The sequence below is a fragment of the Streptomyces thermoviolaceus genome, from assembly GCF_045209695.1.
GTDB lineage: Bacteria > Actinomycetota > Actinomycetes > Streptomycetales > Streptomycetaceae > Streptomyces > Streptomyces thermoviolaceus.
Genome location: NZ_CP109280.1, coordinates 5,400,974 through 5,415,646, shown reverse-complemented (window position 1 = coordinate 5,415,646; position 14,673 = coordinate 5,400,974). Strand labels below are relative to the sequence as shown.

At 71.5% G+C, this 14,673-nt stretch carries 11 protein-coding genes; 6 read left to right on the top strand and 5 right to left on the bottom strand.

The window, feature by feature from the left end:
- Window positions 1-161 precede the first annotated feature (161 nt).
- The 3 genes from OG899_RS23685 to OG899_RS23675 all read right to left on the bottom strand — a co-directional run bounded on the left by OG899_RS23685 (window position 162) and on the right by OG899_RS23675 (window position 4,093).
- Window positions 162-1,553 carry an LVIVD repeat-containing protein gene (locus OG899_RS23685; RefSeq protein ID WP_206345373.1) on the bottom strand — a complete coding sequence of 464 codons (1,392 nt, stop codon included), beginning with the start codon at window positions 1,551-1,553 and terminating at the stop codon, window positions 162-164.
- A gap of 242 nt (window positions 1,554-1,795) precedes the next feature.
- The gene (locus tag OG899_RS23680; protein ID WP_125497650.1) at window positions 1,796-2,218 is read right to left on the bottom strand and encodes a secondary thiamine-phosphate synthase enzyme YjbQ; all 423 of its coding nucleotides are present in this window, start codon (window positions 2,216-2,218) and stop codon (window positions 1,796-1,798) included.
- A 72-nt stretch (window positions 2,219-2,290) separates the two neighbouring features.
- Window positions 2,291-4,093 carry an ABC transporter ATP-binding protein gene (locus tag OG899_RS23675; protein ID WP_168131481.1) on the bottom strand — a complete coding sequence of 601 codons (1,803 nt, stop codon included), beginning with the start codon at window positions 4,091-4,093 and terminating at the stop codon, window positions 2,291-2,293.
- A gap of 146 nt (window positions 4,094-4,239) precedes the next feature.
- Here OG899_RS23675 and OG899_RS23670 point away from each other — a divergent pair, with 146 nt between their 5' ends.
- Window positions 4,240-4,695, top strand: a complete 456-nt coding sequence (locus OG899_RS23670) for a MarR family winged helix-turn-helix transcriptional regulator (protein WP_125497648.1) — start codon at window positions 4,240-4,242, stop codon at window positions 4,693-4,695.
- Window positions 4,696-5,026: 331 nt separating this feature from the next.
- Here the strand turns inward: OG899_RS23670 and OG899_RS23665 are convergent, their stop codons facing one another.
- On the bottom strand, window positions 5,027-5,776 hold the full coding sequence (locus tag OG899_RS23665; RefSeq protein ID WP_125497647.1) for a L,D-transpeptidase family protein: 750 nt from the start codon (window positions 5,774-5,776) through the stop codon (window positions 5,027-5,029).
- Window positions 5,777-6,067: 291 nt separating this feature from the next.
- Between OG899_RS23665 and OG899_RS23660 the strand changes: the two genes are divergently transcribed.
- The 4 genes from OG899_RS23660 to OG899_RS23645 all read left to right on the top strand — a co-directional run bounded on the left by OG899_RS23660 (window position 6,068) and on the right by OG899_RS23645 (window position 11,109).
- A complete protein-coding gene (locus OG899_RS23660; RefSeq protein ID WP_168131480.1) occupies window positions 6,068-8,125 on the top strand; it encodes an ABC transporter ATP-binding protein in 2,058 nt (685 codons plus the stop codon).
- Complete coding sequence (locus tag OG899_RS23655; RefSeq protein ID WP_168131479.1) at window positions 8,122-9,903, top strand: ABC transporter ATP-binding protein; 1,782 nt, start codon at window positions 8,122-8,124, stop codon at window positions 9,901-9,903. Before OG899_RS23660 ends, OG899_RS23655 begins: the two co-directional genes overlap by 4 nt.
- A 387-nt stretch (window positions 9,904-10,290) precedes the next feature.
- Window positions 10,291-10,764 (top strand): DUF5709 domain-containing protein, encoded by a 474-nt coding sequence (locus OG899_RS23650; RefSeq protein ID WP_125497644.1) that lies wholly within the window; start codon window positions 10,291-10,293, stop codon window positions 10,762-10,764.
- A gap of 69 nt (window positions 10,765-10,833) precedes the next feature.
- Window positions 10,834-11,109 carry a type B 50S ribosomal protein L31 gene (locus OG899_RS23645; protein WP_125497643.1) on the top strand — a complete coding sequence of 92 codons (276 nt, stop codon included), beginning with the start codon at window positions 10,834-10,836 and terminating at the stop codon, window positions 11,107-11,109.
- A gap of 80 nt (window positions 11,110-11,189) precedes the next feature.
- Here OG899_RS23645 and OG899_RS23640 read toward each other — a convergent pair whose 3' ends face one another.
- Entirely contained in the window at window positions 11,190-11,978 is a 789-nt protein-coding gene (locus OG899_RS23640) for a metal-dependent hydrolase (RefSeq protein WP_125497642.1), read from the bottom strand.
- A 145-nt stretch (window positions 11,979-12,123) separates the two neighbouring features.
- Between OG899_RS23640 and OG899_RS23635 the strand changes: the two genes are divergently transcribed.
- Window positions 12,124-14,637 carry an RNA helicase gene (locus OG899_RS23635; protein WP_168131478.1) on the top strand — a complete coding sequence of 838 codons (2,514 nt, stop codon included), beginning with the start codon at window positions 12,124-12,126 and terminating at the stop codon, window positions 14,635-14,637.
- Window positions 14,638-14,673 lie beyond the last annotated feature (36 nt).

Here is a 14,673-nt window from a genome sequence, read left to right as displayed (position 1 = left end):
TTGCGACTCGACGGTGTCTCACTGTGCCCCTGTTCCCTTCTGCCTCGCCGCGCGGCGCCTCGGGGAGCCGCGCGCACGACGGGCCGGACGTATGGCGTGCTGCGTGGGTGGGTACGGTGCGGCCCCGGCAGGCATGCCGCCTGCCGGGGCCATGGGCGGAATCAGGACGTGTAGACGTACTGGGTCTGCGGGTTCAGGAAGTCGAGGTGGACCCGGTTGGCGCTGTTCGGCGCGCCGGTGAGCTGGAGCACGTCCAGCCCCTTGGTGATGTCGCTGGAGTAGATGTAGCCGTTGTACCAGTACGCCGACCAGGAACCGCCGAGCTGCAGGGTGTCCTTGGACAGCGGGCCGCGCTCGAAGTAGCCGATCTCCTTCGGGTGGTCGGGGTCGGTGAAGTCGAAGATCGACACACCGCCCTGGTACCAGGACTGCACCATCATGTCGCGGTGCTTGGCCGGGATGAGCGAACCGTTGTGGGCGACGCAGTTCTCGGTCTGCTGCTGCATGCGCGGGATCTTGAAGTAGCTGCGGAACACCAGCCGACGGTCGTCGCCCTCGCCCTTGATGTCGTAGACGGCGTCGGCGCCGCGGTTCGGCCCGATCTCCTCGTTGCAGGTCGGCGCGCCTCCGCCGCCGAGCTCATCGGTGAAGACCACGCGGTTGCCGTCGTTGGTGAACGTCGCCGAGTGCCAGAAGGCGAAGTTGTCGTCGGTGGCGCTGCTGATCACGTACGGCTCGGTGGGGTCCGAGATGTCGATCAGCGCACCTTCGCCCATGCAGGCGCCGGCGGCCAGTTTCTTCGCCGGGAAGACGGTGATGTCGTGGCAGCCCGCGGTGGCGCCCGCACCGCCGTCGGGGAAGAGCACGGGCGTGGCGATCACGGACGCTGCGTCCGGGTGACGCAGGGGCACCTCGACGATCGAGATGGAGTCGTGCGGGGGCTGGCAGTGCGGGAACGTCGGGGAGGGGCCGTACGACGAGATGTAGAGGTAGGCCGTGTCCCGGTCGCCGGGGACGTACGTGTGCGTGTGGGAACCGCAGTCGGTCCGCACCGACTTCACGTACTTGGGGTGACGCTTGTCGCTGATGTCGAAGATGCGGATGCCTTCCCAGGCGTCGGGGTTGGCCGCATTGGAGTTCGTGCTGGTGCAGGACGGGTCCGACTGCGGGGTGTCGACCGACACGAACAGCAGCCTGCCGTCCTCGGAGACGGTCGGGTCGCCCTGGCCGCCGTTGCACGCGAACTGGGTGACGATCTTCGGCTTCCTGGGATTCTTGATGTCGTAGATCGTGAACCCGGCGTAGGTGCCCTGGATGGCGTAGTCGCGGTAGAAGGCGAGGTCGCTGTGGGTGGCCTCGGCGAGCGGCCCCTGCCGCGGAATGTTGGCCAGGTGCTTGACGTTCGCGCTGTGCGCTATTTCGTCGACGTCGAGGTCGCGGTCCTGAGCAGTGGACGGGCCGGCCATCCCGAACGATGTGACCACCAGTACGCCGGCGAGTACGGCCGCCTTGAGTGCGCGGCGCGCTCTTCGCGCCAGTGTCGAGCCGTGCAACGCAGACCTCCTGTCCCGAGAGCGTTACAGACCGACGCACTATAGTGGTGTTGTCATGATCACATCCAGCCATGATCATGACACCAGCCATTCTGTCCGTGAGCGACGGCGGTGTCCACGGCGGAAGGTGACATGGCGTCGGCCGACACGGACGGGCCCGGGTCGCCGGGCCGTCCGAGGTGCCACCGCTTCTTCGGTGCCGCCCGGGCGGCGGCCCGGCGAGACCGGTCCGCAGGCGGCGCTCAGCCCAGGAAGCTCAGCCGGACCTGGCGGTTCGCGTTGTCGACGTTCGTGTCGACCAGGCACACCGACTGCCAGGTGCCCAGTGCCATCCGTCCGCCGAGGACCGGGACGGTGGCGTGCGGGGCGACGAAGGCGGGAAGCACGTGGTCACGGCCGTGCCCGGGGCTGCCGTGACGGTGCTGCCAGCGCTCGTCGGAGGGAAGCAAGGTGTGCAGCGCGGCGAGGAGGTCGTCGTCGCTGCCGGCGCCGGTCTCGATGATGGCGATGCCGGCCGTCGCGTGCGGTACGAAGACGTTCAGCAGGCCGTCACGGCCGTCGGCGGCCTCCCGCAGGAAGGACTCGCAGTCGCGGGTGAGGTCGACGACCCTCTCCCGTGAGCCGGTGGCGACGTTCAGCACTCGGGTCGTGAAAGCGTGTGACATGGGTCCTATCCTGCTCGATCACCGGGAAGCCGCGCGCCCCGCCCGCGGTCGGTGGGCGGTCCGGGCCGGGTGTCAGTCGTCCGGTTCGAGCCGGGCGTCGCGGCGGACCAGCGCGGCATAGCGGCCGCCCAGCTCCAGCAGTTCCTCGTGGGTGCCGCGTTCGGCCACGCGGCCGGAGTCGAGCACCACGATCTGGTCGGCGTTCCGCACGGTGGACAGACGGTGCGCGATGGTGAGGGTGGTCCGATCGGCGGACAGCGCGTCGATGGCCTCCTGCACGGCGGTCTCCGTGCGGGTGTCCAGGGCGCTGGTGGCCTCGTCGAGGATGAGGACCGGCGGGTCGCGCAGGATGGTGCGGGCGATCGCCAGGCGCTGCTTCTCGCCCCCGGAGAAGCGGTGGCCGCGTTCGCCGACGACGGTGTCGTAGCCGTCGGGCAGGGACACGATGTGGTCGTGGATCTGCGCCGCGCGCGCCGCCGCGATCAGTTCCTCGTCGGTGGCGTCGGGTTTGGCGAAGCGCAGGTTGTCGGCGACGGAGGCGTGGAACAGGTACGTCTCCTGGGAGACCACGCCGACCGCCCGGGCGAGCGTGTCGAAGTCGAGGTCGCGGACGTCGACCCCGTCGAGGGTGACACGGCCCCCGGTCACGTCGTACAGCCGGGGCACCAGGTAGCCGAGGGTGGACTTGCCGGCGCCGGTCGGACCGACGATCGCGAGGCTGCTGCCGGCCGAGACGGTGATGTCGATGCCGTCCAGGACGGGGGCGCCGTCGCCGTCGTAGCGGAAGGCGACGTTCTCGAACCGGACCTCTCCCTTGACCTGGTCCAGGTGGACGGGCCGCTCGCGTTCGGTGATGTCGACCGGCAGGTCAAGGTACTCGAAGATGCGCTGGAAGAGCGCCAGGGACGTCTGGATCTGCACGCCGGTCGACAGCAGACTCACCGTCGGCCGGAACAGGCCCTGTTGGAGCGAGACGAAGGCGACGACGGTGCCGATGGAGACCGTGGGCCCGCCGATCTGCAGGGCCAGACCCGCGGTCCAGTAGATGACGGCCGGCAGGGCGGCCATGACGATGGTGATGACCGCCATGCGCCAGCGCCCGGCCATGTTGGAGCGCACCTCGAGGTCGACCAGGCGTTCGGACTCGTCGGCGAAGGACGCGGTGAGGGAGTCGGACCGTCCCATGGTGCGACCGAGCAGGATGCCGCTGACGGACAGCGACTCGGTGACGATGGCGGCCATCGCCGCCATCTGCTTCTGGCGCTGCGTGGTGATCTTCTTGCGTTCGTTGCCGACACGGCGGCTGATCCACACGAAGACCGGCAGCAGGAGCAGCGAGACGATCGTCAGCCGCCAGTCCAGGGCCACCATGGCGACGACCGTGGCGACCACGCTGGTCAGGTTGGAGACCAGGGAGGTGGCGGTGGAGGTGACGGTGGCCTGCATGCCACCGATGTCGTTGGCGATGCGGGACTGCACCTCGCCGGTGCGGGTGCGGGTGAAGAACGCGAGCGACATGCGCTGCAGGCGCCCGTAGACGGCGGTGCGCAGGTCGTGCATGACCCGCTGGCCCACGGTCGTGGAGATCAGGGTCTGCAGGACACCGAAGACGCTGGTGAGGACGGCGCTGAGGATCATGCCCGCGGCGAGCACGGTCAGCAGCCCCGTGCGGCCCTGCGGGATCGCGACGTCCAGGATCTCCTTCAGCAGGAAGGGTGTGGCGACGGAGACCAGCGAGGAGGCGCCGACCAGCAGGCCGACGACCGCGAGGCGGCCCCGATAGGGCTTGAACAGCCGCAGGATCCGGCGGACCTGCCGGGGCTGGTCCTTGGCGTCCGCGGGCGGGGTCCAGGAGGGCGGGCGGTCGGGGTGCATGGGCTCCTACGGGGACGGGCGGGGCCGGCGTTCACGGGTGTCGTCGGCGGGCGAGGCACGGACGCACGGCGTCGGTCGGGCTCGGGGGATCGTAGCTCACACTTACCTATGTTCACAATGAATGAGGTCCTGATAGTGTTCCCGGCATGACCAGCCCCGACTCCGACGGCCTGCTGGCCGAGCAACTGCTGCGGCTCACCCGCCGGGTTCACCGCATCCAGAAACGCCATCTGGAGGAGCACGCCCTGGGCATCACCCCCGCCCAGTCCCGGCTGCTGCGCACGCTCGCACACTTTTCCGAGCCGCCCCGTATGGCCGACCTCGCCCAGGCCCTGGAGGTCGTGCCCCGTGCGGTGACCACGCTGGTGGACGCGCTGGAGGCGAGCGGCAAGGTGCGCCGGGTCCCGGATCCGGACAACCGCCGGGTCATCCGGATCGAACTGACCGACGACGGCCGTACGGCTCTGCGCACCCTGCGGCATGCGCGCCGTACCGCCGCCGAGGAGATCCTCGCGCCGCTGACGGACGACCAGCGCCGGATGCTCGGCGGGCTGCTGGACACCCTGGTGGGCGCCGCCCCGGCCCAGGACCGGCACCGCTGACGAGGCGGCGCCGGGCACCGGGCCGGCGGCCCGGACCGAGGCGCCGGGGCGCGGGGAGCACGGCGTCACCCGGAGGCGTACGGCGCTCCCGTGGCGCCACGCCCCGATGACTCCGGCCCACCGGAATCGGATCTGTCGCAGGGGCGCGAGAAGGCGAGGCGGGGCAGCCGGTCCGTCCTGCCGGTGCCGGGGATTCCATCCGTCCTGCCGGCGTCGGCGTCGGGGATCGCGTCCGCGCTGTGGTGCCGGATGATCGCGTCCGCGCTGTGGTGCCGGATGATCGCGTCCGCGCTGTGGTGCCGGGGGATCGCGGCGGGCGCTCGCGCGGGTCTCAGGCCCGCAGGGTGGCCTTGTCCCCCATCACCACCACGGGACGGTCCGCGGGGTCGAGGGTGCGCAGCAGATAGCGCATCGCCGATCCCGGGACGCTGACGCAGCCCAGCGTGCCGTCACCGTGGTCCAGGTGCAGCCAGATGCCCCCGCCTTTGTCCTTCCCGAGGGGGCGGGTCGGGTCGTCCGGGCGGTTGCCCGGCACACGGTTGTAGTCGATGGCGATGACGTAGTCGAAGTCGTGCCAGTGGTTCCGGTCCCAGGAGTACGGGGTCTGGAAGGCCTTCTCGTCCTGCGTGTAGGGAAGCTTGGAACCCGGGTCGTCCAGCAGTCCCCCGGCGTCGGACAGCGTGAACACCCCCACCGGAGTGCGCTCGTCGCCCTCCCGATGGTCGGTGCTCCAGCCGCGCTTGCCGTTGTGCGCCGGCCAACTTCCGCTCGCGTGCCAGACGTTCCCACGCTTCTCGTACAGCACCAGAGTGGAGTCGGGCGAGTTCGGCCCCTCGCCGTACACCGCGACGATCTGCCGGGTCTGTGCGGGGACCCGCTGCCACATGCGTTCACCGATACCCGGGATACGGGCCGGCGGCGCCGGAGTGCCGGGCTGCGCGGTTCCTGAGGGGCCGCCGTGTCTGGGGATGTCTCCGTGACGGGCCTCGGTCCGCGTGTCGCCGCACGCCGCCAGAGCCGACATCAGGACACCGCAGGCCGCCACCGCGGCCATCGCACGCCTTGCTCCGCCGTTTCGCATGCGTCCATGGTGGCCGCCGGCGGCATGACGATCTAATCGAGATTGGTCCGAACAGCCTTATTCGCCACGCTTCTCCACCTGACGGGCATTCCGGTCCTGGTGTTCGAACGATGGACGGTGGACGGTCGGCCGCCGACGGGCCCTGGAGGCAGGACCGCGGAAAACCGTTTGCCCGGTGCCGCCGTGCGCCGCCAGGCTGTGGCGGGCAGGTGACGGCTCGTCGCCGTGCACGCAGTGCGCCTCTTCCGCCCCGGCACGAGCCGTACTCCCCCACCGAGCCCCAGGGACGACATGCGCATCCAAGACCTTCCGTTTCCCGACCCGGGTGTGCCGGACACTCGCTCGGGCGCCCGGTTCCTGTGGTGGCTGGGACGCCACCAGCTCGGCGGACAGCTGAAGGCGCTGGCATGGGGACTGCTGCACTTCGCCTCGGTCTCCGCGCTGCCCTTCTGCGTCGGCCTCGCCGTCCAGGCCGTGCTCGACCGCTCCGGCGCACGCCTGGCGCTCATGGGCGGACTGCTGGCGCTGCTGTGCGCCGGCAACGCCCTCGGCGACACCCTTCTGCACCGCGCCGCCGTGACCAACTGGGTCACCACGGCCACCCGGGTACAGCAGCTGCTGGCCCGCAAGGCCACGGAGCTGGGCTCGGTATTGACCCGGCGGGTCGCCGCGGGCGAAGTGGTCACCGTGTCCACGGGCGACGTCGAGAAGATCAGCTGGTTCGTGGAGGCCGTGTCCCGGTGCACCGCGGCCCTGGTCACCGTCGTGCTGGTCTGCATCGCCCTCGTCGTCCACCAACCCGCGCTGGGTGCCGTCGTCGCGGCGGGCCTGCCGCTGCTGGCCGTGACGGTGCTGCCGCTGCTGCCGCACGCCGCGCGCCGCGCCGATGTGCAGCGCGCGAAGGCCGGCCGGGCCACCGAGCTGGCCTCCGACACCGTGGCGGGACTGCGGGTGCTGCGCGGCATCGGCGGCGAGCAACTGTTCCTGGACCGTTACCGCCGCGCCTCGCAAGAGGTGCGGCAGGCGGCCGTGCACAGCGCCCGCATGTGGTCCCTGATCGCCGCGATCCAGGTGCTCCTGCCGGGCCTGCTGCTGCTCGCGGTCGTCTGGTACGGCGTGCACCTGGCGCGCACGGACCGGATCACCGTCGGGCAGCTCGTCACCGTCTACAGCTCCGTGATGCTCCTCACCTATCCGCTGCGGCACGTGCAGGAGATCGCCATGGCGTACTCGTTCTCCCGGCCGTCGGCGCAGCGGGCCGCACGGGTGCTGTCCCTGCGACGGGCCACGGTGCCGACCGCGCAGCACGGCGAGGGCCACGGCGCTCCGGCCGGCCCGCACCCCCGCACCCCCGGACCGGACGGCCAGGGCGCCGGGACGGAGGACGGCGGACCAGCGGACGGCGGCCGCACCCCCCGTCCGGCTCGCCCGGGCCCGTCCGGTGGCCCGCCGAGCCCGTCCGACGATCCGCCGGCCCTGTCCGACGGTCCGGCGGGCCTGTCGTCCGGGAACCGGCTGCCCGCGGACGTTCCTGTGCCGTCCGGGGATCTGCACGACCCGGCGACCGGGCTGCACGTGCCCGCCGGTCGGCTGACCGCCGTCGTGTGCGGGGACCCGGACGCCGCCGGCCGTCTGGCGGAACGCCTCGGCGGGCACTCCGGCGAACCGGGCCCCTCCGTCCTGCTGGGCGGTGTCCCGCTCGACGCGCTGCCGCTCGACGTGGCCCGCACCGCCGTCCTGGTCCAGGACAAGGAGCCGGTGCTGCTGTCCGGTTCCCTGCGCGAGCTGCTGGACGTACCGGCCTCGGGCGGCGTCACCGTGCGGGCGGCACTGGCCGCCGCACAGTGCGACGACGTCCTTGCCGCGCTGGCGCGGGGAACACCGGGCACCGTCGACCCGATGGACGCGCGGATCACGGAACGCGGCCGGTCCCTGTCCGGCGGCCAGCGGCAGCGTCTCGCCCTCGCCCGCTCGATCGTCACCGATCCCGAGGTGCTCGTCCTGGACGAACCGACCTCGGCCGTGGACTCCCACACCGAGGCACGGATCGCGAAGGCACTGCGGGACCTGCGCACCGGACGCACCACGGTGGTCTTCACCTCCTCACCGCTGCTGCTGGACCGGGCGGACCGCGTGGTGCTGGTCCACGACGACACGGTCGTGGCCGTCGGGGCACACCGCGACCTGATGCGAACCGAGGCCCGGTACCGGTCGGTGGTGACCCGCGAGACCGGCGAGGCGGCGGACCGGGCCGACAGGACTCAGCGGGGCACGGACACCGGGCGCACCCGGGCGCCGCACGGTACGGCGGCCGGGGAGGCGCTGAAGGAGATGGAGGGAACCGCGTGATCGGCGTGTCACCACCCGCCCACGACCCCACGGTCCCGGCCGCGGCGACGGTGCTGCCCGTGGGCGGTGCCGCCACCGTGCGCGCCTATGTGCGGCAGCTGCTGCGTCGCCACCGTCGTGACTTCGTGCTTCTCGTCACCGCCAACGCCGTCGCCGTGCTCGCCTCCATGGCGGCTCCCCGGCTGCTGGGCGGCCTGGTGCAGCGGATGTCGGACGGCAGGCAGGACCTGCACCTGGGGGCGACTGTCGCGCTGTTCGTGCTCGCTCTGCTCGTCCAGGCCGTCTTCGTCCGCGAGATGAGGCTGCGCGGGGCGGTGCTCGGCGAGCGGATGCTCGCCGATCTGCGGGAGGACTTCCTCGTCCGGGCGGTCCGTCTGCCGCCGGGCGTCCTGGAGCGGGCGGGCACCGGCGACCTGCTCTCCCGCATCACCACGGACGTCGACCGGCTCTCCGCCGCGATGCGCGAGGCCGTGCCCCAGCTGACGATCGGCGTGGTGTGGGCGGCGCTGCTGCTCGGGGGCCTGGTCGTCACCTCCCCGCCGCTCGCCACGGCCGTGCTGCTCGCGCTGCCGCTGCTGATCGCCGGAAGCCGGTGGTACTTCCGGCGGGCGCCGTCCGCCTACCGTGCGAAGGCCGCCGGATACGCCGCCTTGGTCGGCGCGCTCGCCGAGACGGTGGACGCCGCGCGCACCGTCGAGGCGCACCGGCTCGGTGCCCGGCGCGTCGCCCTGTCGGACCGCCGGATCAGATCCTGGACGGCCTGGGAACGGTACACGCTCTGGCTGCGGTCGGTGCTGTTCCCAGTCGTCAATGTCACGCACGTGACCGTGCTCGCGTCCGTCCTGCTGCTCGGCGGCGTGTTCGCGCTGCACGGCTGGGTCGACGTGGGCGAGCTGACCACCGGTGCGCTCATCGCCCAGATGCTGGTCGACCCGGTGGGGCTCATCCTGCGCTGGTACGACGAGCTGCAGGTGGCCCAGGTGTCGCTGGCCCGGCTGGTCGGGGTCCGCGAGATCGAACCGGACGCCGGGGACCCGGCTGTCGTCCCGCGGGGGCGTGAGGTCCGAGCGGACACGGTGTGCTTCGGCTACCGGCAGGGCGTGGACGTGCTGCGCGAGGTGACACTGCGGGTGACTCCCGGCACCCGACTGGCCCTGGTCGGACCGTCGGGCGCCGGCAAGTCGACCCTGGGCCGACTGCTCGCCGGGATCTACGCGCCTCGCAGCGGACGGGTCACCCTCGGTGGCGCCGAGCTGTGCCGGATGCCTGCCGAACACGTGCGCTCTCACGTCGCCCTGGTCAACCAAGAGCATCACGTCTTCGTCGGCTCGCTGCGCGACAACCTGCGTCTCGCCCGCCCGGAGGCGACCGACGCCGAGCTGTGGGCCGCGCTTCGCGCCGTCGGCGCGGACGACTGGGCCCGCGCCCTCGACGACGGGCTGGACACCGAGACCGGCTCCGGCGGTGCGGCGCTCACGCCGGCCCGGGCCCAGCAGGTCGCGCTGGCCCGGCTGGTCCTGGCCGATCCGCACACCCTGGTGCTGGACGAGGCGACCTCGCTGCTCGACCCGCGGGCGGCCCGGCATCTGGAGCGGTCCCTGGCCCAGGTTCTTGCGGGCCGCACGGTGGTGGCCATCGCGCACCGACTCCACACCGCACATGACGCGGACGTCGTCGCGGTGGTCGAGGAGGGCCGCATCACCGAGCTGGGCAGCCATGACGAGCTGGTCGCCAGGGGCGGCTCGTACGCGGCTCTGTGGCGCTCGTGGCACGGCTGAGGGCGTGGGGACGGACCGCACGAGCACGCCGGAGCCGGGCGGGAGCGTCGCCGCCGGCGAACGGGACAACCTGAGCCGGGCACGGGTGAGCCGGTGCCGGCCGACCCGGTGCCGGGGCTGTCCGCGAGTTCTGTGCAGGCGGGCAGTCCGGGCCGGGCCGCGCGGTCCCGGGGGACGGCGCCGGACGGCGGTGCCCGGTGCGGACCCGGCGGGTCGCCGGTGTGCCGTTGCGCGCTGCCGATCCGGGGTGGAAATCTGGAAAACGGCAGTGGTACGGGGAACGCCTGCGAGCCGTCCGGTTCGCCCGGCGAGGGCACTGCACCGCACGCCGCGGCCGGCCGCCGGCCGGGGCGAGAACGGGACCGTACCCACCACCTGGAGGTATCCGTGGACAGCGGCGACGGCTGGGGGGACGACGTCTACCAGCCCGATCCGGACTCCGAGATCAAGGAAGACACGGGAGTGCTGGACTCGGAGGACACTCTCGAGTACGACGGCGTCGACGATCCTCTCGACCGTGGCTGGTCCCCGCCCGAGCGCCCGTGGGCCGTGGAACACACCGGTGTGACGGCCGAGGAGCGCCGGCGGGGCGAGACCCTGGACCAGCGTCTGTCCGAGGAGCTGCCCGACAGGGCGGTTCCGGACGGCGACGGCATCGGCGACTGCACCGGCACGGACGGGGAACTCCTGGACCAGGAGGTGGGCTCCGCCCGCTCCGGCCGGCTCGTCGCACCCGACGAGGGTGTACACGAAGACGAGGAAAGCGCTCTGGTCGCCTCGGACGTCGGGATCGACGGTGCGGCGGCCTCCGCCGAGGAGGCGGCGGTGCACGTCGTGGACGACGAAGGGCTGCGCGACTGACGCGGCCCCGGGTGCGACGCCGGCCCCACCTCGCCCCTTCGGGCCGCCTGCATCGCACGAGGAGCACCCATGCAGCAGGACAAGCATCCCGCCTACCACCCTGTGGTCTTCCGTGACCGGGCCGCCGGCTACGCCTTCCTCACCCGCTCCACCGCGACCAGCGACCAGACCATCGACTGGGACGACGGGCAGACCTACCCGGTCGTGGACGTGGAGATCTCCTCGGAGAGCCACCCGTTCTACACGGGCAAGGCACGCACGGTGGACTCCGAGGGACGCATCGCCCGCTTCGAGCGCCGCTTCGGCGGCCGGGAGCAGACGTCCGGCGACGGCACGCCGAGCTGACCCCGTCGCACAGGACTCGCCCGGGGCCGTCCCCGTCGCCAGGGACGCACGCCGGGCCGGCGTCGTCGCGAGGGAGCCCCTCAGCCGACGTTCAGCGCGGCGACGCCCTCCACGATGCCGAGCACCATGAACGCCGGCATCAGCACCTTCACCTCCACCCAGCTGCCGGCCTTGAACCGCATCGGCTTCGGCGTGCCGAGCGGGTACCAGCGCTTGCGCCGTATGGGGATCGGCCACAAGATCGGGCAGCCGGAGACGGTCAGCGCGTCGCCGATGTCGTGCACCAGCGCCCCCACCACGATCGGCAGGCCCAGCCACAGGTACTCGTGGCCCGGGAACAGCCACTGCGAGCCCTTGCCCGGCTCGTCGAGGACGCCGACGAGTATCCAGGCGCTCGTCGCCGCCAGCAGCCACACCAGGACGTCGCTGCTGGAGCCGCGGGCCGCCCGCCACAGCAGGCCCTCGATGGCCAGCACCATGTGGACGAAGAGGATCGCGAGCACCGCCCAGCGCCCGCCGGTGACCGCCAGCACGGAGAAGCCGGCGCCGATCAGCACCGCCCACACCCAGGTGTGCGTCAGCGTCCGGTGACCGCCGGAGCGGCGCGGGTCGCTCTTGGTGCGTGTGGCCTTGTACACGGCGTAGGAGAGCCGGTCCACGAACTCGCACAGGGCGCGCGATATCGGTCCGAACGCCCGGGAGATCGTGGCGGGCTTGTGATCCAGGTCGGGGGCGAGTGCGGCGCCCGCGCAGATCAGCGCGCCGCTCAGCAGGACCGGCCAGGGCATCGGATGTCCCGCCGCCGCCATGACGGCCCCCACCCCCAGCCAGGCCGTCGCGCCGGACAGTGAGTGTGCTGGTCCCATCATGACTGTGTTCCGCCCCATTTCGTCTGCGCGGCAGGCCTCTTGGCCCGGTGCGCCGATGCTCCGTCGGCGAGACAGCGTAGCGGTCGTGATCTTCGCTGGGGCATCCGATTCCCGTCCGGACCGTACGGCCAGGCAAGATGGGTGCGTGACCCTCATCGACCAGTTGCCGCCGACCGCCGACCCCGACGCCCTGTACGAGGCCTTCGACTCGTGGGCCCAGGAGCGGGGGCTCACCCTCTATCCGCATCAGGAGGAGGCGCTGATCGAGGTGGTCTCCGGGGCGAACGTCATCGTGTCGACGCCCACCGGATCCGGGAAGAGCATGATCGCCGCCGCCGCGCACTTCGCGGCCCTCGCCCGGGACGAGGTCACCTTCTACACGGCGCCGATCAAGGCTCTGGTGTCGGAGAAGTTCTTCGAGCTGTGCAAGCTGTTCGGCACGGAGAACGTGGGCATGCTCACCGGCGACGCCTCCGTGAACGCCGACGCGCCCGTCATCTGCTGCACCGCCGAAGTGCTGGCGTCCATCGCACTGCGCGACGGCAGGCACGCCGACGTCGGCCAGGTCGTGATGGACGAGTTCCACTTCTACGCCGAGCCGGACCGCGGCTGGGCCTGGCAGATCCCGCTGCTGGAACTGCCGCAGGCACAGTTCGTCCTGATGTCGGCCACGCTCGGTGACGTGTCCTTCTTCGAGAAGGACCTCACCCGCCGCACCGGCCGTCCCACGGCGGTGGTGCGCTCCGCGACCCGCCCGGTGCCGCTGTCCTACGAGTACCGGCGCACCCCGCTGACGGAGACGCTCACCGATCTGCTGCAGAACCGGCAGGCGCCGGTGTACATCGTGCACTTCACCCAGGCGCAGGCCGTGGAGCGGGCACAGGCGCTGATGAGCATCAACATGTGCTCGCGCGAGGAGAAGGAACGGATCGCCGAACTCATCGGCAACTTCCGCTTCACCACCCGTTTCGGCCGCAATCTCTCCCGCTACGTCCGTCACGGCATCGGCGTCCATCACGCCGGCATGCTGCCCAAGTACCGGCGGCTGGTGGAGAAGCTGGCCCAAGCCGGCCTGCTGAAGGTGATCTGCGGCACGGACACCCTGGGTGTCGGTGTCAACGTCCCGATCCGCACGGTGCTGTTCACCGCGCTGACCAAGTACGACGGCACGCGGGTGCGTACTCTGCGTGCCCGGGAGTTCCACCAGATCGCCGGCCGGGCCGGGCGTGCGGGTTTCGACACGGAGGGTTTCGTCGTCGCGCAGGCCCCCGAGCACGTCATCGAGAACGAGAAGGCGCTGGCCAAGGCGGGCGACGATCCGAAGAAGCGCCGCAAGGTGGTCCGCAAGAAGGCGCCGGAGGGCTTCGTCGGCTGGACGGACAAGACCTTCGAGAAGCTCATCGCCTCCGAGCCGGAACCGCTGACGTCCCGCTTCCGTGTCACGCACGCGATGCTGCTGTCGGTGATCGCGCGTCCCGGCAACGCCTTCGAGGCGATGCGGCGGCTGCTCGAGGACAACCACGAGCCGCGCAAGCAGCAGCTGCGGCACATCCGGCACGCCATCGCCATCTACCGCTCGCTGCTGGACGGCGGGATCGTCGAGAAGCTCGACGAACCCGACGCCGAGGGCAGGATCGTGCGTCTCACGGTCGACCTGCAGCAGGACTTCGCACTGAACCAGCCGCTGTCCACCTTCGCGCTGGCCGCGTTCGACCTGCTGGACCCGGAATCCCCGTCGTACGCGCTGGACATGGTGTCCGTCGTGGAGTCCACGCTCGACGATCCGCGGCAGATTCTCGTCGCCCAGCAGAACAAGGCGCGCGGGGAGGCCGTTGCCGCGATGAAGGCCGACGGGGTGGAGTACGAGGAGCGCATGGAGCGGCTCCAGGAGATCACCTACCCCAAGCCGCTGGAGGAGCTGCTCTTCCACGCGTACCGCGCCTACCGCAAGAGCCACCCGTGGGTCGGCGACCATCCGCTGTCGCCGAAGTCCGTGGTGCGCGACATGTACGAGCGGGCGCTGTCGTTCACGGAGCTGGTGTCCTTCTACGAACTGGCCCGTACCGAGGGGATCGTGCTGCGTTACCTGGCCAGCGCCTACAAGGCGCTGGAGCACACCGTCCCCGACGACCTGAAGTCCGAGGACCTGCAGGACCTGATCGCCTGGCTGGGCGAGATGGTGCGGCAGGTCGACTCCAGCCTGCTGGACGAGTGGGAGCAGCTGGCCAACCCGGCGGAGGTCACCGCCGAGGAGGCCCAGGAGAAGGCCGACCAGGTCAAGCCGGTCACGGCCAACGCACGTGCCTTCCGTGTCCTGGTGCGCAACGCCATGTTCCGCCGCGTCGAGCTGGCCGCGCTCGACCAGTTCGAGGAACTCGGCGAGATGGACGCCGAATCCGGCTGGGACGCCGAGGCGTGGAGCGAGGCGATGGACCGGTACTGGGAGGAGTACGACGACCTCGGCACCGGTCCGGATGCGCGCGGCCCCAAGCTGCTGGTGATCCAGGAGGAGCCGGAGAACGGGCTGTGGCGGGTGCGTCAGATCTTCGACGACCCCGACGGCGACCACGACTGGGGCATCAGCGCCGAGGTCGACCTGGCCGCGTCGGACGCCGAGGGCCGGGCGGTCGTCCGGGTCACGGACGTCGGACCGCTGTGAACCGCGTCCGCCCGGCGCCGCAGGCGCGTCCGACCC